Origin of the sequence: Streptomyces sp. NBC_00154 (assembly GCF_026342835.1) — a bacterium.
Classification (GTDB): Bacteria; Actinomycetota; Actinomycetes; order Streptomycetales; family Streptomycetaceae; genus Streptomyces.
Window position 1 is genome coordinate 7,756,299 of sequence record NZ_JAPEMI010000001.1, and the last position, 24,504, is coordinate 7,780,802.

The window sequence follows — 24,504 nt, forward strand, 5'->3', positions numbered from 1 at the left end:
GGGTGGTTACTGGGCGACGTAGCCGCCGTCGACGGGGAGGGCGACGCCGATGACGAAGCTGGCTCCCGGGCTGCACAGCCACAGGACGGCCTGGGCGATCTCGTCGGCGGTGCCGAGCCGGTTGATGGGCTGGCCCGCTTCGGCTTGGGCGCGGTCGAGCTCTCCCTTGGCGATCATGTCGCTGACCATGGGGGTGTCGATGGTTCCGGGGCAGATTGCGTTGATGCGGATGCCGCGGGGGGCGTATTCGAGGGCGGCGCTGCCGGTGAGGCCGATCACACCGTGCTTGGATGCGTGAGGCGCGGCCGGGGATGCCGACCAGGCCGCCGAGGGAGGAGCAGTTGACGATGGCGCCGCTGCCCTGTTCTCGCATGTGACGGAGTTCGTGTTTCATGCTGGCCCAAATACCGCGGAGGTTGATGGCGTTGACGCGGTCGAAGATCTCGGCTTCTTCGTCGGCGGCGTCGGCGGGCGGGATCTGGATGCCGGCGTTGTTGTAGGCCATGTCGAGTCGGCCGAAGGTCTCGACCGTGCGGTCGACCGCGGCGGCGACCTGGTCCTCGTGGGTGACGTCGCACGTGAGGGCGAGGACCTGACGCCCTTCGTCGGTGAGTTCCTTCGCGGCCGCTTCCAGGGCGGCTTTGTTGATGTCGGTGAGGGCGACGGCAGCCCCGGATCGGGCGAAGGCGCGGGCGGTGGCCAGGCCCATGCCGGAGCTGGCGCCGGTGACGAAGGCGACCTGGCCGCGGAAGTCGTAGGTGGGGTTCATGCGGCGTTCTCTTATCGTGAGCTGAACGGTGGATGCTGGTGCGGGAGTGCGTTAGCGGTGCGACGGCGCCGATACGGCCTTGTCGTCCGGCACGGGTATGAGAGTGGCGCGCTGGGCGACGATCCGCGCTCGCCGAGGTGTGTCGCCGAGGGGCAGGGCGAGAGCGATCAGAGGCAGCAGCGTGAGGACGGCCATGACAGCGCCGACCATGGCTGGCCCGGTCAGGCCGAGAGAAGAGTCCAGGGCGCGGCCGGCGAGGGCCGAGCCGACGGCGATGCCGGTGTTGTAGGCGGAGGTCGTCAGCGCCGAGGTGAGGGTGGGTGCGTCGCCCGCGAAGCGGACGGCGAGGGAGGTGACGACCGGGTTGACGGTGAATCCGGCCAGCGCCATGAGAAAGACCAGGACGACGGCCGCGATCGGGCCGCTCGACAGCGGAACCAGCGCCAGCAGGACCAGCGCAGTGGCCGCGGCGGCGGTGATGGTCGTCGCCATCGGGCGGCGGTCGCCCAGACGGCCGCCGATGGCAGTGCCGCCGAGCGCGCCGACCCCGAAGGCGATCAAGACCAGCGGGACGGCGCCGGACGCGATGCCGGCGCGGTCGGTCAGCAGCGGTGTGATGTAGGTGTAGGTCGCCAGGACACCGCCCATGATCAGTACGGCGGCGGCGAGTGCCAGCCACAGACGGCCCTGCCGCAGCGCGCGGACCTCGGCTCGTACGGAGACCTTCTCTCGCTGCTCCGTTCGGGGGATGAAGCGGCCGATGAACGCGGCGGCCAGGACGGACAGCACGGCCAGGGCCCAGAACGGGCCGCGCCAGCCGGTGAGCTGACCGGCGAGGGAGCCGATCGGAACGCCGATGACGTTGGCCAAGGTCAGGCCGCCCATCATGAGGCCGACGGACCGGGTGGAGTTGCCGGGGCCGGCTGCGGCGGTCGCGATAACGAAGCCGACGGCCCAGAACGCCCCGGTGGCCAGCGCGGTGATGACGCGGGCTGCCAGGACGATGGTGAAGGAGGTGCTCAGCGCTGCGACGACGTGCCCCAGGGCGAAGACGGACAGGGCCAGGACCAGGGTGCGGCGCTGGGGCAGGCGCAGAGTGGCCATGGCCATGGTGGGCCCGCCCACGATCATGCCGACGGCGAAGGCGGTGATCAGCAGGCCGGCGTGGGAGACGCTGACGTCGAGGTCACTGGCCATCTCGGGCAGCAGGCCGGCGATGACGAACTCGGTGGTTCCCATCAGGAACGTGCCGGCGGCGAGCACCCAGACGACGAAGGGCAGCTTGCCCGGGGCGGTCCCGGAAGCGGAAGGCATACGAGTGGTCTCCATACGAGGGGCTGACGTGGTCAGGATGCGGCTTCGATGGTGATGTGCTCGGCGCCGGCGAGCCGGTCGGTATCGGCGTCGATGTGACCGAGGACGAGGAGGTCGGAGGAGGCGGAGGGGCCGTCGCGGTAGAAGAGGGCCAGGTTGCCCCAGGGCGCGTAGTAGGCCAGGTCGCCGGCCTTGGCCGCGGCGGGCTCGGGAGCATTGGCGGTGTCCAGTTTGCGCGGCGGGTAACCGATCCGCTCGGTCCCGTGAAAGTCCTTCAGGTCCAAGGTGAGCGGGAGCAGGGTGGCGAGGTCGCGGGCGGTGGGGCTGCCGTTCAAGGTGGCGTCGACGGGCTGGCCGTCGATGGTGACGCGGATGTCCATGGCGGTGTCTCTGTCGGAGCCGGACGGGGCGGGGGAGGCCGGCCTCTCCGGCTGTCCTGAGGACGCCGACGAGAAGGAAGAGGCGGCAGCGGAGGATGATGTGGCGGGGGGCGAGTCCTGGGAGCAGGCGGTCACGGCCAGGACGAGGGCGGCTGCCGGGGCGGCGTGGACCAGGGCACGGCTGGCTGCGAGGCGCATCGGTGTCATCCCCCGGGTCAGTCGGGCATCGGCTCGGCGTAGTGCCGAAAGCCGCTGCGCTCGGTGTGCAGGGCATACAGGCGCTCGGCGAGGGCGCGGGGGCTGCTGTGCTCGGCGTCGGGGCGGATCGCCCCGGGGATGATCAGCTGGGCTGCGTGGATGTTCTGCCCGGCGAGTGTGTCGTGGAGCATGCGCGCGTAGGCGCTTTCGGCAGCGAACGCGATCGAGGTGCCGGCCCGCTCAGGATGCGGGCGGACGGCGCTGCCGCCGTTGACGAACAGCAGGGTGCCGCGGCCCAGGGCCCGCATACCGGGCAGGACCGCGTTTGCGCAGGTGACCGGGCCCTTGACGGAGAAGGCGAACGGATCGTCCAGGTCCGTGGCCGTGGTGTCCAGGACCGGCTTCATGAAGTCGGCGCGCGGTACGGGGCTGTACTGCAGGATCTCGATCGGCCCGAGTTTTTCGGCGGCCTCTTGGAGGGCCGCGGTGAGGGTGGCGGGGTCGAGGACGTCGGCGGTGAAGCCGCGGGCCTGCACCCCGTCGCGGCCGAGGCCGGCCGTCAGGTCCTGAAGGTGCTCGGTGCTGCGGGAGATCAGGGCGACGCTGTGGCCGGCGGCGCCGAAGCGACGGGCGCAGGCCAGCCCCAGGCCGGAGCCGGCGCCGACGAGAGCGAACGTGGTCACGGTGAATCCTTCGTACCGGGGACCGGGGCCAGGCGGCGAGCGCCCGGCCCCGAAACGAGCAAATGTACGGGGGTCAGGGCTTGAGGAGGGCCTTGATGGCGCGGCGTTCGTCCATGGCTTTGTAGCCCTCGGCGACCTGGTCCAGGGGCAGGGTGAGGTCGAAGACCTTGCCCGGTGTGATGCGGCCCGACAGGACGCGGTCGATCAGGTCGGGCAGGTAGCGGCGCACGGGGGCGGGGCCGCCGCGCAGGCCGACGTGGGAGAAGAAGAGTTCCTGGCCGTCGATGGCGACCTCGTGCGGGACACCGACGAAGCCGACGTTGCCGCCGGGCCGTGCGGAGTGCAGGGCCTGCTGCATGGCCTGTGCGGTGCCGACGCATTCCAGGACCGCGTCGGCACCGATGCCGTTGGTGAGGTCCTTGATTCGTGCGATGCCTTCGTCGCCGCGTTCGGTGACGATGTCGGTGGCGCCGAATTCGCGGGCGAGCTTCTGGCGAGACTCGTGGCGGCTCATCGCGATGATCCGCTCCGCGCCCATTTCCTTGGCCGCGATCACGGCGCTCAGCCCGACCGCGCCGTCGCCGACCACGACCGCGGTCGAGCCGGGCTTGACCTCGGCGGCGTCGGCGGCCCACCAGCCGGTGCCCATGACGTCGGAGACGGCCAGCAGGCTGGGCCACAGATCCTCGTCCGGCACCTGGTCGGTGGCGACCAGGGTGCCCTGGGCGTTGGGGATGCGGATGTAGTCGGCCTGGCAGGTGCTCATGAACTCGCGGTGCAGGCAGTTCGACTGAAAGCCGTTGCGGCAGTTCGCACATGTGTTGTCCGAGGTGGCGAACGAGCCGATCACGAACTGGCCGGGCTTGACGGAGGTGACCTCGCTGCCGACTTCCTCGATGAAGCCGACGTACTCGTGCCCCATGGGGTGCGGATCGCCGATCGGCTCCAGGCCGCGGTAGGGCCACAGGTCGGAGCCGCACACGCAGGAGACGGCCGTGCGGATGATCGCGTCGGTCGGGTGGAGGATCTTCGGGTCGTCCAGGGTCTCGAAGCGGACATCGCCGGGGGCGTGGATCACTGCGCCGCGCATGAGGGGTTCCTTACGTGCCGAGGCGTGCGCTGCCGGGGGTGTACCCGACAGGCACCGAATGCAGATGCGGGCCCGACGCGGACGGCGAGTCGCCGCCCACGAGCCGGGTGCGGGCTTTTTGTCCGACCGCGTTCACGGCCGGACGGAAAGCGCCGCGTCATCCAGGTAACCGGCTTCCGGCGCGCGTAACGAGTCACCGTCAAGGGGTGTACCGGCAGTACATCCCTCTGGCGGCGCGCGGCACGTACGGTCGAGGGGTGGACAACCAGCGAGAGGTCCGCGAGTTCCTTACCTCGCGGCGAGCGAAGATCACCCCCGAGCAGGCGGGACTGCCTACCGGTACCCGGCGCCGCGTCCCTGGCCTGCGCCGCAGCGAGGTCGCAGCCCTGGCAGACGTCAGCGTGGAGTACTACGCCAAACTCGAGCGTGGCGGCCTTGCCGGCGTCTCTCCGGCCGTCCTCGAAGCCGTCGCCCGCGCCCTCCAGCTCGACGACGCAGAGCGCGCCCACCTGCTTCATCTGGCTCAGGCCGCCGACGGCTCCGATGCCCTCAGCCGGCCCCGACGCCGCATCGCCAAGCAGTGGAAAGCGCACCGCAGCCTGCAGTGGACCCTGGACGCCGTCACCGCTGGGCCGGCCTTCGTCCGCAACGGCCGCATGGACCTGCTCGCCGTCAACCAGCTCGCTCGTGCCTTCTACCACGACGTCTACGCTGATCCTCACAACCAGGCGAACCTCGCCCGCTTCAACTTCCTTGACCCCGCATCCCGCCGCTTCTACCCCGACTGGGATGAAGCCGCCGACATCGCCGTCGCCATCCTGCGGACCGAAGCGGGCCGCAACCCGCACGACAAGGATCTGCACGACCTTGTCGGCGAGCTGTCCACCCGCAGCGACGCCTTCCGCACCCGCTGGGGCGCCCACAACGTCCGCCACCACGGCACCGGCACCAAGCGCTACCACCACCATGCTGTCGGCGAACTCACCCTCGCCTACGAAGGCTTGGAGATGGCCGCCGAACCCGGCCTCACCCTCACCATCTACGCCGCCGAACCTGGCTCCCCCTCCGAAGAGGGCCTTCGCTTGCTCGCCTCCTGGGCCGTCACTCAAGAAGCTGGCTCCTCCACGCAACCGGCACCCAGTTGACCGCCCCGCCACGAAGTTCCCGTCAAGTCAGCTCTGAACACCAATGGAGCGACCTCGGCGTGACTGGTGCGAAAATCGAGGGGACGGAGGGGTTTTACGGCAATCCGCAGTCCTGACCGGGCAACGGTGTCCAGCCGTTCAGGTACCGCCCCAGAGCGCCGCTGTAGACGGTGTGGTCCCGGCCCTCGACCGTCAGGAGTGCATGAAGGACGGCACGAGCAGGCCGCCGTTGAGACCCGTCGGATCTTCTGCGCAACCCTGGCGGAACTGAGCGCGCTAGGGTGCGTATCGAGTCGTGATCAATCTGCGGGATTCGCCCTCGCGGCGGTGCCTGGACCGGTAGATGTTCTTGCATGACGCGAGTGCAACTGGCGGACACCGATTGGGAGTTCATCGAGCCGTACCTGCCCATCGGCGAGTACGGCCCGTATCCCGAGCGGCTTCGGCAGCAGTTCGAGGGCGTGATCTGGCGGTTCAAGACGGGCGGGCAGTGGCGGGAGATGCCGAAGGAGTTCGGTGCCTGGTCGACCGTCCACAACCGCTTCCGGCAGTGGCGTGACGCGGGGGTCTTCGAGGCCCTGCTGGAGGGCCTGATCGCGGAAGCCGCGAAGCGGGGCGAGGTAGACCTGTCCCTGGTCAGCGTCGACTCCACCACCGCGCGGGCTCACCACGACGCCGCCGGGATGCATCTGGAACAGGACGTCGTCGCCGCGCTGGAGAAGGCCGCCGCCGAGGAGGAGAAGGCCAGATCAAAGGGGGCGGCCTCGAAGAACAAACCGGGCCGGACACAGAATCCGATCCCGAGCGGGAAGAGCGACGACGCATCCGGCGTCGCCGAAAACTCCGACTGAAGGCCGCCCTCCTCGGACGCTCCAGAGGTGGGCAGACGAGCCCGGCCGCAGCTCGTGGACCGCACCGCTGGACGCACTGCGTCTGACGCCGGGGGATGACGCCGCTACCGCCACCGCCCAGCAGCTGCGTGACCTGGTCGAACGTCTCATCACAGCCGGACAGTGGTCCACCGGCGACCCTGACATCCTCATCGTCGCGGACGCCGGATACGACGCACCCCGCCTCGCCTTCCTGCTGGGGGACCTGCCAGTGCAGTTACTGGCCCGGATGCGCTCGGACCGAGTCCTGCGTCGAGCTGTCCCGCCCAGGCAGCCACACACCCAGGGCCGACCACCCCGGCACGGAGGCGAGTTCGTCTTCGGGCAGCCCGACACCTGGGGCACCCCGGACACCGAAACCGTCACCGACACACGCCTCTACGGCACAGCCACCGCCCGATCCTGGGACCGCCTGCACCCCAAACTGACCCACCGCTCGTCCTGGGCCGCAGCGGACGGCACCCTCCCGATCGTGGAAGGGACCGTAATCCGCCTGGACATCGACCATTTGCCCAGCGGAGCAACCCCGAAGCCGGTCTGGCTGTGGTGGTCCGGCACCGACGCCACCCCAGCCGACGTCGACCGTCTCTGGCAGGCATACCTGCGGCGCTTCGACATCGAGCACACCTTCCGCCTGTTCAAGCAGACCCTCGGCTGGACCTGCCCGAAGATCCGCACCCCGGAAGCGGCCGACCGCTGGACCTGGCTCATCCTCGCCGCCTACACCCAGCTCCGTCTCGCCCGCCCTCTGGCAGCCGATCTCCGACGGCCATGGGAGAAGCCGAGCCCGCCAGACAGACTCACGCCCGCCCGTGTCCGCCGCGATTTTCGGCACATCCGCCCGAAGGCCGCCTGCCCAGCCCAAGCACCGAAAACCGCCCGCCCGGGACCCGGACGACCCCCAGGCCGCAAGAACACCCGGCCCACCCCACGCCACGACGTGCACACAGTCCGCAAAACAGACACCACGAAACCGAGAACCAAGAAGTCCGCGACACCACGGCCCCGCCGCACAGGTTAAAGATCAAGTGTACGTCCAGCAGTCCGGACGTCTTCCCAGTTCAGAAGGGATGTGAACGATGTAACCGGACGACAAGCTCAGGACAGCCAGCCGGTGGAAGTCCGGTCCGGGGAGACGCCAGGGTCCCCGGTAGCTGACTCCCGGCGTCGCCCGAAATGGTGACGTCGAAGTGGAGTGACAAGCGCCCCTCGGGGGCGTGCAACCGACCAGTCCGCAACATGAAGTGAAGCCTGCAGCGTCGTCATTTAACCCCCGCTCCGCTTGGGGCGGGCCAAGGAGGAGCCGAGCCTGTGCTTGTTTGGCGAAGGCCACGGAAGATGATCTCGGACCTGGAGCGGTCGTCGAAGAACCTCCCGGCGTAAGGGCAGGGGCATTGCGTGATTGGGATTGGTCCGGTTCGCCGGTCTCGTGAGTGACGTGGCGTCATGTCCGTTGTGGGGCAAGGGGCCCGGGAGAGCAGAGCAGGCACGGTGCTGGTGATCATGTGGTTGTCGAGACCCATGAGAACCGAGCGAGACCGTGCCTGCCCGAACATCATCGCCCATCCCTTCCGCACTGGAGAAACTGGGTTCCCCGACTGATCCCCTCACCTCAAGCGATGTCGCTGACCTGCGGCGTTTCCTGATCCTGGTCGCCGATCCCCGCGATGCGCGAGGACTGCGGTATCCGGCCCTCGCGTTGCTGTGCGCAGCCGTCTCGGCGGTGCTGACCGGGGCTCGCTCGCTCATCGCGATCAGCGAGTGGATCACGGATGCCCCGCAGCATGTGCTGGGCGTCCTCGGCTTCGCTGCCGATCCACTTACCGGTCTGCGGCCGGTGCCGCACGCCGCAACCGTGCGCCGCCTGCTGCAGCGTGTGGACGGTGACGCGCTGGACGCGGCGATCAGCGCGTATCTGCAGGCCAGAACGCCGCCCCCGGTCGAGCCGGAGGCGGAGAAAGGGCCGGTGCGACGGGTGATCGCGGTCGACGGCAAGGTGGTCCGCGGATCGCGAACCGCAACGGCCGCGGCGATCCAGCTGCTGGCGGCGATGGACCACCACGGCGTGGTCCTGGCCCAGCGGCAGGTCGCTTCCAAGAGCAACGAGATCCCCTCCTTCGCGCCGTTGCTGGACGGTCTCGAGCTGGAGAACACGGTGGTGACCGCCGACGCACTGCACACCCAGCACGACCACGGGGCCTATCTGACCAGTCGCGGCGCGCACTACGTGGCCGTCGTGAAGAAGAACCATCCGGGCCTGTACGCCCAGGTCAGGAAGCTGCCCTGGCGAGACATCCCGCTCGGGCACCGCACTCGCGACCACGCCCACCACCGCGACGAGATCCGCCGGCTCAAGGTCGCCGCGTTCAGCCACCTCGACTACCCCGGCGCCCGCCAGGCGATCCAAGTCGTACGGTGGCGACGCGACTTGAGCACCGGGAAGCTGACCATCGAGCGCGTCTACCTGATCACCAGCCTGAGCGCCTTCGACGCCACCTGCACCGAGCTCGCCACCTGGATCAGAGGCCACTGGGGAATCGAGAACCTCCTGCACCACGTGCGGGACCGCACGTTCCGCGAGGACGACTCCAAGGTCCGCACCGGCACCCTGCCTCGCGCCATGGCCTCCCTGCGCAACCTCGCCATCAGCGTCTTCCGCCAGGACGGCCAGACCAACATCGCCGCCGCCCTCCGCCACACCGGCCGCGACTACCACCGGCCCCTACGAACCCTCGGTCTCACGTGACGAACCCAGACAGATCTCGATCATGCAATGACCCTGGGCGTAAGGGGCGTGGAATGGTCGGAAGGTTGTCCTGGGAACTGGAGAGAGCCTCCTCGGCCCCGGGTTTGCGGCCCGGGAAGCGTGGCCTGCCTATAACCGGCAGAACCGGGAAATGGCAGGTTGCTGAGAGGCAGTCGGAGGGGGTCGTAGTAGTGGTGATCGGCGGGACAACACAACCCGCTGGGAGCGAAGGACCCCTGCTTCATCGACGCGATTCGCAAACAGGGAGGGACCCGGATGAGTGCCGTTTCGGCTAGTTCCATCCGCCGGGAGGAAGACGCCGCAGGACCGGGCCGCCGTCCTCTGGACAAGGTCCGAGCCCTGCAACGGACGCTTTACCGCTGTGCCAAGCAAGAACCCGAACGCCGGTTTCATGCCTTGTATGGCCATGTCCACCGCATGGACGTTCTTTGGCGGGCGTGGGCCGGTGTGTGCGCAAACCGAGGTGCCCCCGGCGTGGACGGTATGACCGTCGACGCGGTGGCGTCCTCGGGGGTGGATGTGTTCCTCCAGGACCTTTCGCAGAGACTGCGGACGCATACGTATCGTCCGTCAGTGTTGCGGCGGGTCCAGATTCCCAAACTGGGGCGGCCGGGGGAGTTCCGGCCGCTATCGATCCCCACCGTGGCGGACCGGGTGGTGATGACGGCTGCGAAACTGGTCCTTGAACCAGTATTCGAAGCCCAGTTCACCGAGGCGAGCTACGGATTCCGGCCGAAGCGGTCCGCGATCGACGCATGCGAAGCCGTGCGCGTCGCCGCGAACCAGCGGCGGGAGTGGGTGCTCGAGGCCGATATCCGCGACTGCTTCGGCACGATCGACCATGAGGCGCTGATGGCCCAAGTGGCACGGCGTGTGGTGGACCGGCCGATGCTGAAGCTGATCCGGGCCTGGCTGCGGATGGGAGTCCTGGAGGGCGGGGTGACCTCGCCTACCGGGGCAGGAACCCCGCAGGGCAATGCCACTTAGTTAGGAAACGGCGAGGATTTTGATGTGGGGTGGGTCGGGGTGGTGGATGATGGTTTCGGTGGGCTGCTTCTTTCTGTAGGCGTGGACGTGGACACGCTTTACGGCTCGTGGGCTGGTGCGGTGTCTCCGACGGGGGTTGGGCCTTTCTATTATTTCCGTGCGGGCGACTTCAAGGGCCTTCGCGAGGCGGTCAGGGGGAAAACCCGCCTGGCCTGTGATCTGGCGGCGGATGATACGAAGTGACCGCATGAACGATAGGCGGTCCGGGTCGATGTCGGCCTGTTCGGCTGCCTCACACATCAGGTGCCGGACCGCGTAGTGGGTCAGGAGCAGTGCCCAGATCTCCTGCTCGACCATGTCCGGTGTTTTCGAGCGCAATACACCGCCGCGGCCGCGTTGGTGGGTCTTGATCTCGTCAAGGCTGGACTCGAACTCCCACCGTTCGGCATAGGCAGCGGCGAGTTCAGCGGCACCAGCCTCGTCCGGGTCCATAACGGTGGTGATCAGGCAGAAGATCTCTCCTCTACCTTCGCGGTTCGTCACTTCGTATTCGACGACACGGACCGGAATCCCGGACGGCTCCTCTATGTTGTCCGACCCGCGGTGACGCTGGACTGCGCGCCGCCGACGGACCTTCGGGTCAAGCAGGAACGACTCATAGGATCCGTCCTTCAGCGGCCGGACTACCGGCAGATGAGGGCCGTCGGGCATGCGCCACAGCAAATCAGCACCGGTTGCCGCGGCCGCTTCCCACAGACGATATGCGTAAAATCCCCGGTCGGCGGTAACCAGCATGCCTGGTTCGAAATCGGCGACGAGTTCCCCGGCGAGAACGCCTTCGTCCACGCGCCAGGGACCCAGCCGGGCCGCCACCACAGCATGAGTCCCGCATTCACCCAGCCCCACGATCTTCACCTGGGGGAAAGGTGCGGGACTTCGTGTGCCCCCGGACCGGCCGAACTCCCCATCATTTGCTGGGGTGTCAGGAATATCCAGGACGAACCCGTCAATGGCCATCAGACGCCACCGACCCATCCACGCTCCCTGCGTGCCCCGCTGCGCGCAGGGCAATGCCACCCGCTCGAACAGCACCCGCAGCGGCTCCGAACCCAGACGCCGGCGCGCCTGGGAAATCGCACCCGTCGTGGGAATCGTCCAGTCCTTCCGCCATGTCCCCAGAAAACGTAGGCCGTTGACGAGAAGACGCATCACTTCCTCGTACGACTCGCCGAAGAACAGACACAGAGCCATCACGTAATAGACGACGACACGCGCCGGCAGCAAACGTGACCGTTTCTCTGTACGGCCCGTCTCCGCGAGTACCTCATCGACCAGGTCCCGATGAACCAAACGTGTCAGAACCCCGACACCCACCCGGTCGGTCAAGCGCACACCAGAAACCGGCACCACGTTATCCCGCACCCCGCCCATGAGCGAGGAACATAACCGGTTCACCGGCAGGAAGGAAGTGCGGCAACCGGATCAGTTGACCATCCACAAACACCCCGGGCGTGTCCCTGTGCATATGTGGACGACCGATTACCAGACCGCTTATCTAAGTGGCATTGCCCCGCAGGGCTCACCGATTTCCCCATTGCTGGCAAATATCGCGCTGCACGTTCTCGACGAGGAGTGGCAGAACGAAGGTCGCCGGCTGGGGACGCTGGTGAGGTACTGCGATGATTTCGTAGTCCTGTCGCCGACGGAGCAACGGGCCGAACAGGCCCGTGAATTGGCGGCGCGAGTTCTGGAACGGCTCGGGATGCGATTGCATCCCGAGAAGACCGGCATCGTCCGCCTCACCCGAGGTGGGCAGGGCTTCGACTTTCTCGGCTTCCACCACCGGAAGATGGAATCGTGGAAATGGCGGGGCAGGTACTACTTGCAACGCTGGCCCTCGGCCAGGGCGATGCGGGTACTGCGGGACAAAGTCCGTGCGGCGACCGCTCGTTCGAAGACTGAGCGGCCGGTATCCGCCGTGGTCGCCGATCTCAACCCGGTCCTGCGGGGCTGGGCGGCGTACTTCCGTAACGGGAACTCCGGACGGAAGTTCAACGTGGTCGACGGCTATGTCCACGAGCGGCTGGCGATCTTCGCCAGCGCGAAACACAGACTCGCGGGCAGGAATTGGGCCACCCGATTTACTTATGGGTGGATCACCCGGCTCGGTGTCTACCGTCTTACCGGAAACGTACGCAGGGCGACAGCGCATGCCAGTCGGTGAACGATGTCGGAAAGCCGTGTGCGGGAGAACTGCATGCACGGTTTGAAGCGGCGGGGGCTGGAAACGGGGCGGAAGCCACCGCGCCAGTCCCCGACCCTACTAGTGCAGAGGAGCGCCACAGGCGCCATCGGAGAGAGCGCAGACGCCGAGGACGCCGTGTGACGTCCGGGGGCGAAGCGTCACACGGCGTCTGGTGCCTGGCGGGTTACGCGGCGAGGCGCTCCGCGAGTTCCTTGGCCTTGAGGGTCGCGTCCTCGAAGGCGCGCTTACGGGAAGCCTCGAAGAGAGGGACCAGTTCGGACATGGCCGGGTTGCGGGGGGCCATGGTGAGTTCCGGGACGATGAAGTCGAGGTCCAGGCCGAGGGTGCCCCGGAGAACGGCCTCCAGGTAGTTCTGTACGAACTCGTAGCCCTCGCGCGGGGTGCCCGGCGCGTAGGAGCCGCCGCGGCTGGCAACGACGAGGGCGGGGGTGCCCTGGGCGGAAGGGGTCTCGCCCGCCGTGCGGCCGAGCAGGAGCACGCTGTCCAGCCACGCCTTGAGGGTCGACGGGATCGAGAAGTTGTACATCGGGGCGCCGATCAGGACGGCGTCCGCCTGCTCCAGCTCCTCGATGAGCACCGCGCGCTCAGCGAACGCGGCGGACTGCTTCGGGGTGCGCTCGGCCGGTGCGGTGTAACCGGCGGACCAGGCGTCGGCGGTGATATGCGGGACCGGGTCGGCGGCGAGGTCGCGGTAGATGACCGCGCCCTGCGGGTGCTGCTCCTCCCAGGTCTTTCGGAAGGCGGCCGTGACCGAACGGGACGAGGACGCCTCGCTGGGGAGCACGGACGAGTCGATGTGCAGCAGTGTGGCCATGGGTTTCTCCAATGTGCAGTGTGCGGGGCGGGGAGCCGCGGGCGACGGGTCCATGCCCAGCAGCAGTTTCACTCAAGATGGTATCGAATGATACTGTCGTGATCGTAACGGAGATGCCGCGTCGAGCAGGACGAGAGTCAGGCGATCATGGATGTTTACGAGGCGGTCACGAGCCGACGGGCGGTGCGCGGATTCACCGACCGCGAGGTCCGGGGGGAGGTGCTGCAGCGCGTACTGTCCGCCGCGGCTTGGGCGCCGTCCGCGTCGAACCTTCAGCCGTGGCACGCCTACGTGCTGACCGGCGGGCCGCTCGCCGAGCTGAAGAAGCGCGCCGGCGAGCGCCTGGCCGCGGGTGACCCCTGGGACGAGCCGGAGTACGAGCAGTACCCGTCCCCACTGAAGCCCCCGTACCGCGAGCGCCGATCCGCGTTCGGTGAGCAGCGCTACGGCGCACTCGGTATTGCGCGCGAGGACATCGAGGCGCGCCAGAGGGCCTCTTCCGCGAACTGGGACTGCTTTGGTGCGCCCGCGGCCCTGTTCTGCTACATCGACCGCGATCTGGGCTCGCCCCAGTGGGCCGACGTTGGCATGTACCTGCAGACCGTGATGCTGCTGCTCCGCGTCGAAGGCCTGCACAGCTGCACGCAGATGGCATGGGCGAAGTTTTACAGGAGCGTCGCGGAGGTCCTGTCACCCCCGGACGAGCTGATGCTCTTCTGCGGAATGTCGATCGGGTTCGAGGACCTCGCGGCGGATCGCACACGTATGGGCCGGGCGCCGCTTCACGAGACGGTCACGTTCGTCGGTGACTGACGCCGCCCGCTCTCAGCCGACAAGGACGCGTTTTCCTGTCGCGCCCACATGGCGGCTCGTGTTCCATATTGCACATATATTCCCGAGGAAAGGCATGCCATGAAGATCGCAGTCATCGGCGGTACCGGGCTGATCGGATCCCAGGTCGTCAAGAACCTGAACGCCGCCGGGCACGAGGCGGTACCGCACTCGAAGTCCACCGGAATCGACGTCATCACCGGCCAGGGACTGGACGAGGCGGTGGCGGGAGCCGAGGTCGTCGTCAACCTAACGAACTCCCCGACCTTCGACGAAGCCTCCCCGGCGTTCTTCCAGACCTCGATGGAAAACCTTCTCGCCGCGGCCCGCAAGGGCGGCGCCGGCCACTTCGTCATCCTCTCGATCGTCGGCACGGACCAGGTACCGGAGCTGGACTACTACCGGGCCAAGGCGCTCCAGGAGCACATCCTCGCGAACGGGCAGATCCCGTACTCGATCGTCCGGGCGACGCAGTTCATGGAGTTCATGGACGCCGTCCTGTCCTGGACCGCCGACGGCGACACCGTCCGGCTGCCCGCCACGCCGATCCAGCCGATCGCCGCCAAAGACGTGGCCGGCGCAGTGGCGGAGGTCGCCGCGGGCGCTCCGCTGAACGGCATCCGCAACATCGGCGGCCCCGACGTCTTCACCCTGGACGAACTGGGCCGCATCACCCTGTCCCACAAGGGCGACAACCGCACCGTCGTCACCGACCCCACCGCCGGCATGTTCGCCGCCGTCAAGGGCGACGTCCTCACCGACAAGAACGCCCACCTCGCCCCCACCCGCTACACCGACTGGCTCTCCTGACCCGCTCGCGCCCTCTCAGACGGCACAGAACCCTGGCCGCCGTGGACGATGGCAACAAGTCGGCACGGCGGCCCAGGGGCGGTGTATGCCGCTTCAATACAGCAACCGCATCTAGCCCACGTGGTCGAACACGAGGAGCTCGGGAACGGTGGAATGCCGGATCACGTACGCGGCGACACGGATTCTGGGAGTGGCCACCGGATCTCGCTGGAGACCGTCTCCCTCGCACTTGACCTCCTGGCCTGGATGCCGATGCTCGCCCTGACCGCGGAAACCCGCCGCTGGGAACCCAAGAAGCTCCGCCTGCGACTGTGCCTGCTCGATCTGTTTTGCTCCAAGCAAGGGCGCAACTGGTCGGCGTCTCGATGTACGACTCGGTCCGATTCTCCACGTGGGTGAAATCCAGATCTGCCATGACATAAGCCGCAGTGCAGTGCAGCAACAAGCCACGACACGTAGCTCAGGGCGACCAGGCCACATCCGCCGGAGTGGATAACGACGGCTACGCGGTGGTCCCGTTCTTGAGGCCATGCGGTGAGTTCGGTGGGCAGGACGGTGCTGTCGGTTTCTGACTCGATTGGGTGGAGCGCGCTTTCTACCACTGGTCAGCGGCTCATCTGCGGCGGACCTCGCTCTTCGTCGTGCTGCTCGGTCAGCACCGCTCCGACCCTGCGGATCAGGGCGGCGCGATCGATCAAAGAAAATGCCGACCACATCGGTGCGGCGGCGGATCTCCTCGCTGAGCCGTACTTGCAGCTTCTCCGACTTGACGAGGGAAGGCGGTAGGCGCCTTCCACTCGCGGCATGGTGTCTCCTGTACGGCGGCCCGAATCTTACGCCGCCGGACTGACTGCCCGTTACGACCGCTGTCATATGTGCGCACACCCGACGGTCGGAGCCACTGCCCCTGCCCCCATCACCAGCTTAGCTAGGGCCGGGCGGGGCCCTGGACGGAGGCCGTGGCGTCGGCGGTCTCTGCGCGGCCCACGGCCACCCGCAGCGTCATGGCAGCCGCGACTCCCGCTACCAGGCCGCAGGTCAGGGCGGCCGGGACGCCGCCACCAATCCCGGCGGACAGCTGCAGCAGCGACGCGATCCACCCCGGCTACATCGAGACCCGCTGCCCGCCTCCGCCGCGCAGCGGCGGGCAGGGCACGGCCAAATTCGGGCAGGTCATAGCATAAGTACATGAAGGCGATGGTTCCTGACCCGGACGACTCAGAGGGCGGCCAGGCGCTGGACAACGATATACACCAAGCACGGAGGCAGCTGGAGCTGCTTTCGAACGCAGCGTCGATCGGCGCGTCCTTGAACGTGGAAACGACCGCTCAGCGTCTGGCCGACCTCGTGGTCCCGGGGCTGGGCGATTTCGCGAACGTGAACCTGGCCAGGGAAGTCTGCGACGGGGAGGAGCCACCGGAACGGACAGGGGGCGGGGATTTGGCGCTGCGTCGTACGGCGCTCGCACCCGCAGACAGGCAGTGGCCGAATGGCTACGTTCTGGTGGGCGATGATCTTCCGAGTTTCCCTAACCAAGCGGTGGTAAGAAATTTCCAGGCCGGAAAGGGATTTACGATCTCCGGCCGCTCGCACTTCAACACCGTCTACGACCACAACCCTGACATGGTCAGGGCCCTCCTCCCGATAGACGGAGATGACGAAGAGCTGTCGTTGCTGTGCACCCCCCTGGTCACAGAAAGAAGGCCCGACGCTCCTGAACAACCCGGGCTGCTCCTGGGCAACATCGAAGTATGGCGAAAGAACCCCTTCACCGACGCTGATCTGCAACTGCTGCAATGGCTCGCTACCTACGCCGCGGTGAGCATTGACAACGCCCGCCGCTACACGCGCGAACACCGCATGGCTCTGGCACTCCAGCAAAGTTTGCTGCCGCAGGCGCGGGTCGTCATGACAGCAGGCGAGACGGCCGGGATCTACCTGCCGTGCGGTGCCGGGCCGGCGGGCGGCCTCAGCGGGGACTGGTTTGACGTCATCCCCCTGTCTTCCGCCCGTGTGGCGCTCGTAGTGGGCGACGTCGTCGGCCATGGTCTGCGTGCCGCCGCCGCCATGGGCCGGATGCGCACGGCCGTGCGCACGCTCGCCGATCTCGATCTCGCGCCCGACGAGCTGCTCACCCACCTCGATGACGTCATCATCCAGTTTGCAGAGGGCGACGCGTCCGGTCACGAGAATGCCCCCGGCAGCTCCTGCATCTACGCCGTTGTCGACCCGACCACACGGCGCTGCGCCGTGGCCAGTGCGGGGCATCCGCCACCGGCACTCGTCCGGCCCGACGGCACGGCAGAGTACATTCCCCTCGTCCCGGGCCCCTTGCTGGGCGTGGGTGGCCTGGCATTCGAGGTCGCCGACGTTGATCTACGAGACGGCGACGTACTCGCGCTCTACTCCGACGGCCTGATTGAACACCCGTGGAACGACATCGACCGCGGAATGGCGGCCTTCCGCGAGCGACTGGCCGCGGCCCACCCCACTGACGGTGACTTGCACGTGGCAGCCTCCCGCCTGGTCGCTGGAATCTCCCCGGACGTCCTGCGCGACGACGTCACCCTCCTGCTCGCACGGGTACGCGGAGTCCCCGACGAAGACACCGTGTCATGGGAGATACCGGCCGACCCGGCGGCAGTCGCCGGCAGCCGCCAGAGCGCCGTCGACCGGGTCAGCGAATGGGGCCTTGACGAACTCGCCTTCACCACCGAGCTGGTAGTCAGCGAACTCGTCACCAACGCCATCCGCTACGGCGGCGGCGGCGCGAGCCTGCGCCTGATCCGCGAAAGCGACAGACTGACATGCGAGGTCTCCGACCCCTCCAGCACCGCCCCACACATCAAGCGCGCCCGAGACACCGACGAGGGCGGCCGGGGACTGTACATCGCCGCACGGCTCGTCAGCCGCTGGGGCGTCCGCTACACCCCCACCGGCAAAACCATCTGGACCGAACAGCCCCTGCACCCGAGTGAACGCCACTGACCGCCTGCTGCAACGGAAGCCCGCCTTCTGACCGGCGATCGAGTGGCTTTGTCGGTGAGCTACGGCTCTGGCTCAAGTTCTGTTTGCGTCGTGAGGGAGCGTCGCGACTGCTGCGGCATAGCCCCCGCCACCTGGGGGGACCCTGCGTATCCCGGGCATGACGACTGGTTGATGCTCGGCGCGGGCGGCTGCGGGGCTCAGGCGGTGCACGTGGACGCGACGCCCGTGCGCTTCGATGTCCCTGTCTCCGGTGAACTGCTTACCAGGCTTACCTGGCGCAACCGGCGAGGGCAGACCCGCGGTCTGAAGTACGTGGTGGATGGTCGTCTCGAAAGATCGATCAGCCTTCAAGGGTTCTACCGCCTGACCCCCGAGGCCGCTGACGAGCTGGCGGAAGTCGTCAGCAGTTCTACCCTCTGATATTGACCGGCGAGCGAGGCATCAGTACCCATCCCACCTCTATCTGCAGCAGCTGTGGAGAGTCGAACAGGAGCGAGTTCCGCCGCCTCCCGAAGTGGTGAACATTCGCTGTCCGTACAAAGCCAATCCGTTGACACACTGCGGCGGCGAGCGCGCCCTGGACCGCATGTGCTTGGCGGGAGCACCACGAATGCGGCTGCCAGCCGAGGCAGGTAGCTGTCTAAGGTCAGCCGGTAGGGCGACCGCGACCGGCAACACGATTGAGACGGGGCGCGTTTCGGGTTCACCGCAGTCCTCAGAACGACGGATCACGGACACATCCGGCTGATTACCCGGCATCTTCCGCTTTTCGCTTTCAGAGGCCGGTTCCAGTGAACAGGAATTGCAGAATCTCGGTACGGAGGGATTGCAGGAGGCGTATTTCAAGGACGGCAGCAGACGTGCAACCTGCTCGTGGAATTCACCTCGGCACCTACTATGCCTGACCCGGAGTACCGGCTACCGCCGCTGTATCCACTGCCGCAGGACATCCAGCAGCCCGCCGTTGCACTTTGGTTCGGTGCAACGGCGGGCTGCGTCGTCAGGGCTATTACTACAGCGCCCGCTCGATCTGGTTTTCGCTGATCTTCTCTTCGCGCATGGTCTTGTCGTTCTTGATGGCGTAGCGAGTCTGTGCCCCGCCGCTTTCGGTCTGCTGGATTTCGCCCTTCTGGAGCTCGTCTTGCTGGTCCCGGTACTCCACGTGCTGTCCCTTGCGGTAGGCCATGGGAATCTCCAAGTCTCGTGTAGGCCGGCGGAGGACCGGCCCTGCTCGTTCGGCAGGTGACGCCCCTGGCGCCCGCGTCCTGTCACTGGTCGCTCTGACAGCCCACCCCCCAACTCCGCCCTACGGCAATCACTGCGGGCCGAATGGAGGACGCCTTGCCCGCCACTGCGTCGACGTTCTCTGGAGCTTCCTCTGCGACGGACGGCACTACGAGCCAACCGCTCTCGAGGCTTGACATCCGGTCTGGGCACTCCGGTTGATCCGCACCTCCCAGCTCGGCTGATATGTCCGTTCTTCTCAGGGAGATCTGGGAGGTCGCCTCCTTTGTTTGCCTGGTGGACGAGTTCGTCTGGGAGTCTGGGAGGCAGGCCCTGGGGGCGACAGTGGCAATCGGCGTCCGGGCCCAGCGTCCGCGGCGTGCTCACGTGGTGGTGCGGACCGCCTTGGGATGGTGGCCGGCACAGCAGCGCGGATCGTCCAACCGTTCCACGGCCAGTAAATCCGTCAGGGCGCACGGCCCGTGATCACACGGCCCGGCATGCGAAGGCCAGGGCCGCAAGGACGAGCGGCTTCCCGGGGGCCTGATGTTTACGAAAGTCCACCACGGACCTGATTATGTGTGTGTTTGTCGGTACCTCTGTACCAAGGCCTGTCCGGTCAGCAGGCGGGCGGTACGCAGGGACAGGTGCCGGACTGTCTGTAAGCACTTCACGAAAGAACAGCCGCCACGGGGCCAGCCGTCCCAGGGCGAGGTGGCCGGTACCGGGGCACCGCGACCGCGACCTGGACTGTGAAGTGGGCCGCGCCGGTTCTCGGTGACGGCGGAGAGGTCACCGAGAACCGGCAGACCGCGTTCATCGCGCGGGTGGTTGAGGTGCAGGTCCTCAACTGACCTGCTACCGGCGCCGGTACCTGCGCTGCTACCGGCCACGCTTCCAATGCGGCTGCCAGCGCTCGTCTGATCCCATTTCGGGACCGGTCATCGGTCACCTTCCTGGCTACCCCTGGGCAAGCCTTGGCCTGCCGTGGGCAAGCCTGCAAGTAAGGGTTTCCTGGCGCCTGTAGAGAGGGTGTGCTGGTGTCGCTTTTGGCCCCTGACGTCGCTGCTTACGCGGGTAGCTTCCGATCATGGCGATTACGCCGGAATTAGAATGGCCAGGCCGGCCTGAGGTGTCTCTGCCGCATCCCGAGATCACCTACATAGGGTGCACTCGGTGCGGGACACAGATCGCGGGTCTCGATGGCCGGTACGCGTGTGCGGGTTGCGGCTGGGTCAACGACTGGTCCGAAGGGCACAGTCCGCTCCCTGCGATCGGGCTCCCTGCGTGAACTTCCTCGGCAGCGGAGCTCTGCCGGTCTGGAGCCGATGTGGGAAGCGTGGCTGCCGGCTGCCCGTCACGTGGGAGAGCGGACCGACGAATCCGCGGTTTCGTCCCGCCTCACGGGAGCCCTTGATCTAGGGGACCAGTGCTTTTTCGGTGCTGTGCTGGGTTGCATGGTGACGTGCAAGCAAGTGAGCAAGGGCTCCGCGTACAAGTATTACGGGCGTGAGGTGGTGGTCGGTGACGGGCGTCGGCGTCGGGGGAAGAGCCTGGAGGAGGCGCAGGAGGAGGCGGGTGTCCCGCCGGGTGTGTGGATGGGCCGGGCGCGGGTCACTGAGGGGCAGATGCGGAACCTGTTCGGCGAAGGTCTCCACCCGGATGCGGACCATATTGTTGCCGGCCCGTCTTGCCGCCGGCGGCAGTCCCGCAGCGGCCGCCCGGGCGGCCCGGCTCGGCTACGGGGTGCAGAAGTGGTCCGGCAACGATCTCGTGTTCCGCCCGCCGGGCAGCGTCCAGGCCCTCTGGGCGCTGGGCACACCGCCGGTCCGCCAGCTCATCGAGGACCTGCAGACCCGCGTGATCGGCGAGGTCCTGGCCACCGCCGAGACCGACCTGCTGTGGGTACGCGTCGGTGGCGACAGCACCGTGCAACGCGCCCGTGCCGGTGTGATCGCGCCCGCTTCCGCCACTACGAGAACCGCGACGGCATGCCGCTGCTCCACGATCACGTCGTCCTGTCGGTCAAGGTCCGCCGCCAGGACGACCGGTGGGGCACCCTGCACACCCGCTCGTTCCTCGAGTACGCCGTCGCCCTCTCGGAGCTCTACAACCAACGCCTGATGGAAGAGATCTGCCGCGCGCTCGATCTGGCGACCGTGCCCCGCTACCCGACCGCCGGACAGCGGCCCGTGATGGAACTCGCGGGGATCCCCGAGAAGCTCATCGACTGGGCCGCCACCCGCAACAAAGCGACCATGCAGCGCCTGGCAGAACTCGCCGACCAGTACCAGAAACGCACCCGCCAGCCCCTCACCACCAAAATCCGGCAACGACTGATGGCACGCGCCTCCCACGAGACCCGGCCCGCCAAGAAGAAGACCAGCCAGCCCCTGCCCGCCTTGCGGGAACGCTGGCGAGACGGCGCCGTCGCCCTGGTCGGCGAGGCGGTCGTCGACAACCTCCTGCGCCTGGCCCGCCTCGCCACCGCAGCGATCCGCAACACCGTCCGCACCGCCGTGGACGTCGCGGCCGCAGCCCTGGAGATCACCGCGATCGTCTCTGTCCACCACGGCGGCCGCTTCCGCCACCGCCACCTGCTCGCCGAAGCCCGCCGCTACCTCACCCGCACCCTCCACGTACACCCCGCCCCGCCCCGCCCCACACCGACACCGCCATCACCGCGGCCGCCATCCGCGACCACTGCATCCCCGGCGACCCGCCGAACCCCGACGGGCCGATGCCGCTCGCGCATCGCATCTTCACCACGGCCTGGGCACCCAACTCGCCCCCCGGTTCGGCCACGCCCGCCGCCCACCGGATCCACCACCGCGCCCGCGCGGAAGCCGCACGCCGTACTGTCCTCGCTCGTGCCGAAGCGCAACAGAAGCCGCCTGTATCACCTGGCCCCGTAGCCAGCGTCTTTGACCTCTGGCTTCGTTCACTTCCAGCAACAGCGTTTGTTGATCTGTTTGAGCAGCAGTGAATGCCCAGACTCGCCATGATTGTTCACGAGAAATCGAGGCTTGCCAGGGCAGCACATGAACCCGAGGCGGATGACCGGCGCGGGCGGCGGGCAAACCCGGGCGGCCTCGTGTCGGTCCGCGCTTGCGGTGCCGCCGGGGCGGCATCCTGGGCATATGAAGCACCAGCGAGGGCGCCGCGGTCGGCGCCGCTCCCGCGCCAAGGCCATGGGTGTGACCCCGGCCGAGTTGGACGCCCCCCGTCCCGGGCCGCCGGTCGTCCCGGTTCCCGAGCAGCGCCGGCCCGAGCCCGCCCCGGAGCGGGTGCGTGGCCCGGTGGCGGGGTGCTGCCGGGTGGGCACCGAGCGGCGGATCGCCGCCGGCGGAACCGTGATGCTCCGGCACTGCCAGCAGAGCGCGTGCGGGGCCTGGAGGCCGGCCGCGCGATGGCCCGCTGGCCCGGAGGGTGTGGGTGCGTGCCCCCGCCGCCCTGCAGGTGCCCGGCTCAACGAGCGTGGCCCCTCGTCTTCCCCCTAGAAGGCCGAGGGCCATCAACGTCAGCCCGCCGGCCGCAGAGGGAGGGTCTACTCCGGCGACACGGTCCAGATCACAGACGGTCTGATCACCGCGTACCGCAGGGTGACCAATCCCGAAAAACTTGTCCACGTCTGAGCTGTCACACCCGGAGGGGCTACCTCGTCTCCCTGATGAGAACGCAAAACGGGCGACGAAGGAATGTGCGCGAGCAGGTTAAATCGATCATGCGGAACGGCATACATCCACCTGCTGCATCTTCCCAATGACAGGCCGCTATGAGCCCTGTGTGTGTACGAAGCTGCGCGCTTGAGTCGTCCCTCCCCAGTAAGGACCTGTATGCAAGCCATCACTGTTCGAGACCGTGACGCTGGTCTTGCCGGGATGTCCCTGACGGACATGCCCTACCCCCACGCGGCCGAGAACGACGTCATTGTGCGGGTGCACGCCGCGGGCTTCACCCCCGGAGAGCTGGACTGGCCCGGCACGTGGACCGATCGTGCTGGCCGCGACCGGACGCCGAGCGTGCCCGGGCACGAACTCTCGGGTGTTGTCGTAGAGCTGGGGTACGGCACCACCGGCCTGAGCGTCGGGCAGCGGGTGTTCGGCCTGGCCGACTGGACCCGCAACGGCACGCTCGCCGAGTACACCGCGGTGGAGGCCCGCAACCTCGCCCCGCTGCCGGCGGACGTCGACCACACCGTGGCCGCCGCGCTGCCCATCTCCGGGCTGACCGCCTGGCAGGGTCTGTTCGACCACGGCCGCCTCACCACAGGCCAGACCGTCCTGGTCAACGGCGCCGCGGGCGGCGTCGGCTCGATCGCGGTACAGCTCGCCCGCGAGGTCGGCGCCCGCGTCATCGGCACCGGCCGCGCCTCCGACCGGGACAGGGCACTCGCATTCGGCGTCGACGCCTTCATCGACCTGGAGGCCGAGAAGCTGGAGGACGCCGGCGAGGCCGACGTGGTGTTCGACGTGATCGGCGGAGACATCCTCGACCGCTCGGCCGCCCTGGTGCGCGCCGGCGGCACGCTCGTCACCATCGCCATGCCGCCCAAGGTGCAGCCCAAGGACGGGCGGGCTGTCTTCTTCGTCGTCGAACCCGACCGCGCCCGGCTCACCGAACTCGCCCAGCGGGTAAGGGACGGTCGGCTCGGGCCGACCGTCGGCGCCGTGCGGCCGCTCGCCGAAGCACCCGCCGCATTCGCCCCCGGCAAGCGCACCCCCGGCAAGACGATCATCCGCGTCACCCAAGACTGAATCAGGAGACCCATCGTGATTGGAATACGGATCGCCGGTGGCCTCCCGGCCGTCGCCACGCTGGCTGTGTCCACGGCCTGCACGACCTCGACCCCAGCCACCCATGCTAAGGCTCCGGCCTCAGCCGCTGCCTCGGAGCACCCCGCCGAAACCCTGACGCCCCTGCTCCAGCAGGCCCTTCCGAACGTGAAGGGCAAGACGTTCACCTCGGCGGTCGTCGACTTCCCGCCCAGCGCACGCGCGGTGCCCCATCGGCACGGCCAGGCGTTCGTCTACGCCTACGTCCTGGACGGCACCGTGCGAAGCAAGCTCGACGGCAAGGCCGTGAGCACTTACCAGCAGGGCGAGAACTGGGTCGAGCCGCCGGGCGCCCACCACGTGCTCACAGAGAACACCAGCCGGACCAAGCCGGCCAAGCTCCTGGTCGTCTTCGTATCCGACACCGGAGACGAGCTCAAGGTCGACGACCCGAGGTCCTAGCCCGTCTCAGGCAGCGGGCGGCTCGGTCCCGCACTAACTCACTGCCCCTGTCGGAACACACCCCCGACTGGCTCCCGGTCAATTTGGTTGATGGAGGGTCAGCCTTCTGTG

The 24,504-nt window shown here is 67.8% G+C and carries 17 protein-coding genes and 5 pseudogenes; 14 read left to right on the forward strand and 8 right to left on the reverse strand.

Features of this window, described 5'->3' with window-relative positions; genetic code table 11:
• Window positions 1-6: 6 nt before the first annotated feature.
• From OHA03_RS35055 to OHA03_RS35075, 5 genes and pseudogenes are all read right to left on the reverse strand, one after another.
• Window positions 7-769: pseudogene (locus OHA03_RS35055) on the reverse strand (glucose 1-dehydrogenase).
• Window positions 770-820: 51 nt separating this feature from the next.
• Window positions 821-2,083 (reverse strand): MFS transporter, encoded by a 1,263-nt coding sequence (locus OHA03_RS35060; protein ID WP_267007675.1) that lies wholly within the window; start codon window positions 2,081-2,083, stop codon window positions 821-823.
• A gap of 32 nt (window positions 2,084-2,115) precedes the next feature.
• On the reverse strand, window positions 2,116-2,661 hold the full coding sequence (locus OHA03_RS35065) for a cyclophilin-like fold protein (protein ID WP_267007676.1): 546 nt from the start codon (window positions 2,659-2,661) through the stop codon (window positions 2,116-2,118).
• Between the two features lie 17 nt (window positions 2,662-2,678).
• Window positions 2,679-3,344: an SDR family oxidoreductase gene (locus OHA03_RS35070; protein WP_267007677.1), complete on the reverse strand. Its 666-nt coding sequence runs from the start codon at window positions 3,342-3,344 to the stop codon at window positions 2,679-2,681.
• A gap of 73 nt (window positions 3,345-3,417) precedes the next feature.
• Window positions 3,418-4,434 carry a zinc-dependent alcohol dehydrogenase family protein gene (locus OHA03_RS35075; protein ID WP_267007678.1) on the reverse strand — a complete coding sequence of 339 codons (1,017 nt, stop codon included), beginning with the start codon at window positions 4,432-4,434 and terminating at the stop codon, window positions 3,418-3,420.
• A 257-nt stretch (window positions 4,435-4,691) separates the two neighbouring features.
• On the opposite strand from OHA03_RS35075, the gene OHA03_RS35080 reads away from it, so the two are divergent.
• The 5 genes and pseudogenes from OHA03_RS35080 to OHA03_RS35100 all read left to right on the forward strand — a co-directional run bounded on the left by OHA03_RS35080 (window position 4,692) and on the right by OHA03_RS35100 (window position 10,223).
• On the forward strand, window positions 4,692-5,579 hold the full coding sequence (locus tag OHA03_RS35080) for a helix-turn-helix transcriptional regulator (RefSeq protein WP_267007679.1): 888 nt from the start codon (window positions 4,692-4,694) through the stop codon (window positions 5,577-5,579).
• A gap of 353 nt (window positions 5,580-5,932) precedes the next feature.
• Window positions 5,933-6,471, forward strand: a pseudogene (locus tag OHA03_RS35085) (transposase); the annotation flags it as partial.
• Window positions 6,468-7,490, forward strand: a pseudogene (locus OHA03_RS35090) (transposase); the annotation flags it as partial. The pseudogenes OHA03_RS35085 and OHA03_RS35090, both read left to right, overlap by 4 nt.
• A 519-nt stretch (window positions 7,491-8,009) precedes the next feature.
• Window positions 8,010-9,215 carry an ISAs1 family transposase gene (locus tag OHA03_RS35095; protein ID WP_267007269.1) on the forward strand — a complete coding sequence of 402 codons (1,206 nt, stop codon included), beginning with the start codon at window positions 8,010-8,012 and terminating at the stop codon, window positions 9,213-9,215.
• Window positions 9,216-9,719: 504 nt separating this feature from the next.
• The gene (locus OHA03_RS35100) at window positions 9,720-10,223 is read left to right on the forward strand and encodes a reverse transcriptase domain-containing protein (RefSeq protein ID WP_267008265.1); all 504 of its coding nucleotides are present in this window, start codon (window positions 9,720-9,722) and stop codon (window positions 10,221-10,223) included.
• Window positions 10,224-10,415: 192 nt separating this feature from the next.
• Here the strand turns inward: OHA03_RS35100 and OHA03_RS35105 are convergent.
• Window positions 10,416-11,654: pseudogene (locus OHA03_RS35105) on the reverse strand (IS4 family transposase); the annotation flags it as partial.
• On the opposite strand from OHA03_RS35105, the gene OHA03_RS35110 reads away from it, so the two are divergent.
• Window positions 11,653-12,447, forward strand: coding sequence for a group II intron maturase-specific domain-containing protein (locus OHA03_RS35110; protein ID WP_267007680.1), 795 nt, complete (start codon window positions 11,653-11,655; stop codon window positions 12,445-12,447). The pseudogene OHA03_RS35105 and the gene OHA03_RS35110 sit on opposite strands and share 2 nt — an antisense overlap.
• A gap of 205 nt (window positions 12,448-12,652) precedes the next feature.
• On the opposite strand, the gene OHA03_RS35115 is transcribed toward OHA03_RS35110, so the two are convergent.
• Window positions 12,653-13,303 carry an FMN-dependent NADH-azoreductase gene (locus OHA03_RS35115; RefSeq protein ID WP_267007681.1) on the reverse strand — a complete coding sequence of 217 codons (651 nt, stop codon included), beginning with the start codon at window positions 13,301-13,303 and terminating at the stop codon, window positions 12,653-12,655.
• A 147-nt stretch (window positions 13,304-13,450) separates the two neighbouring features.
• Between OHA03_RS35115 and OHA03_RS35120 the strand changes: the two genes are divergently transcribed.
• From OHA03_RS35120 to OHA03_RS35135, 4 genes are all read left to right on the forward strand, one after another.
• Window positions 13,451-14,116, forward strand: a complete 666-nt coding sequence (locus OHA03_RS35120; RefSeq protein ID WP_267007682.1) for a nitroreductase — start codon at window positions 13,451-13,453, stop codon at window positions 14,114-14,116.
• A gap of 99 nt (window positions 14,117-14,215) precedes the next feature.
• Complete coding sequence (locus tag OHA03_RS35125; RefSeq protein WP_267007683.1) at window positions 14,216-14,944, forward strand: SDR family oxidoreductase; 729 nt, start codon at window positions 14,216-14,218, stop codon at window positions 14,942-14,944.
• Window positions 14,945-16,132: 1,188 nt separating this feature from the next.
• On the forward strand, window positions 16,133-17,932 hold the full coding sequence (locus tag OHA03_RS35130) for a SpoIIE family protein phosphatase (RefSeq protein ID WP_267007684.1): 1,800 nt from the start codon (window positions 16,133-16,135) through the stop codon (window positions 17,930-17,932).
• Window positions 17,933-18,103: 171 nt separating this feature from the next.
• Window positions 18,104-18,352, forward strand: a complete 249-nt coding sequence (locus OHA03_RS35135) for a hypothetical protein (protein ID WP_267007685.1) — start codon at window positions 18,104-18,106, stop codon at window positions 18,350-18,352.
• 592 nt (window positions 18,353-18,944) lie between these two features.
• Here OHA03_RS35135 and OHA03_RS35140 read toward each other — a convergent pair.
• Window positions 18,945-19,118, reverse strand: coding sequence for a hypothetical protein (locus tag OHA03_RS35140; protein WP_267007686.1), 174 nt, complete (start codon window positions 19,116-19,118; stop codon window positions 18,945-18,947).
• A gap of 1,128 nt (window positions 19,119-20,246) precedes the next feature.
• Here OHA03_RS35140 and OHA03_RS35145 point away from each other — a divergent pair.
• The 4 genes and pseudogenes from OHA03_RS35145 (at window position 20,247) to OHA03_RS35160 (ending at window position 24,393) form a co-directional block, all read left to right on the forward strand.
• Complete coding sequence (locus OHA03_RS35145; protein WP_267007687.1) at window positions 20,247-20,447, forward strand: hypothetical protein; 201 nt, start codon at window positions 20,247-20,249, stop codon at window positions 20,445-20,447.
• A gap of 371 nt (window positions 20,448-20,818) precedes the next feature.
• Window positions 20,819-22,071, forward strand: a pseudogene (gene mobF / locus OHA03_RS35150) (MobF family relaxase).
• Between the two features lie 921 nt (window positions 22,072-22,992).
• Window positions 22,993-23,913 carry an NADP-dependent oxidoreductase gene (locus OHA03_RS35155; protein WP_030980566.1) on the forward strand — a complete coding sequence of 307 codons (921 nt, stop codon included), beginning with the start codon at window positions 22,993-22,995 and terminating at the stop codon, window positions 23,911-23,913.
• A 15-nt stretch (window positions 23,914-23,928) separates the two neighbouring features.
• The gene (locus tag OHA03_RS35160; RefSeq protein WP_267007688.1) at window positions 23,929-24,393 is read left to right on the forward strand and encodes a cupin domain-containing protein; all 465 of its coding nucleotides are present in this window, start codon (window positions 23,929-23,931) and stop codon (window positions 24,391-24,393) included.
• Window positions 24,394-24,504 lie beyond the last annotated feature (111 nt).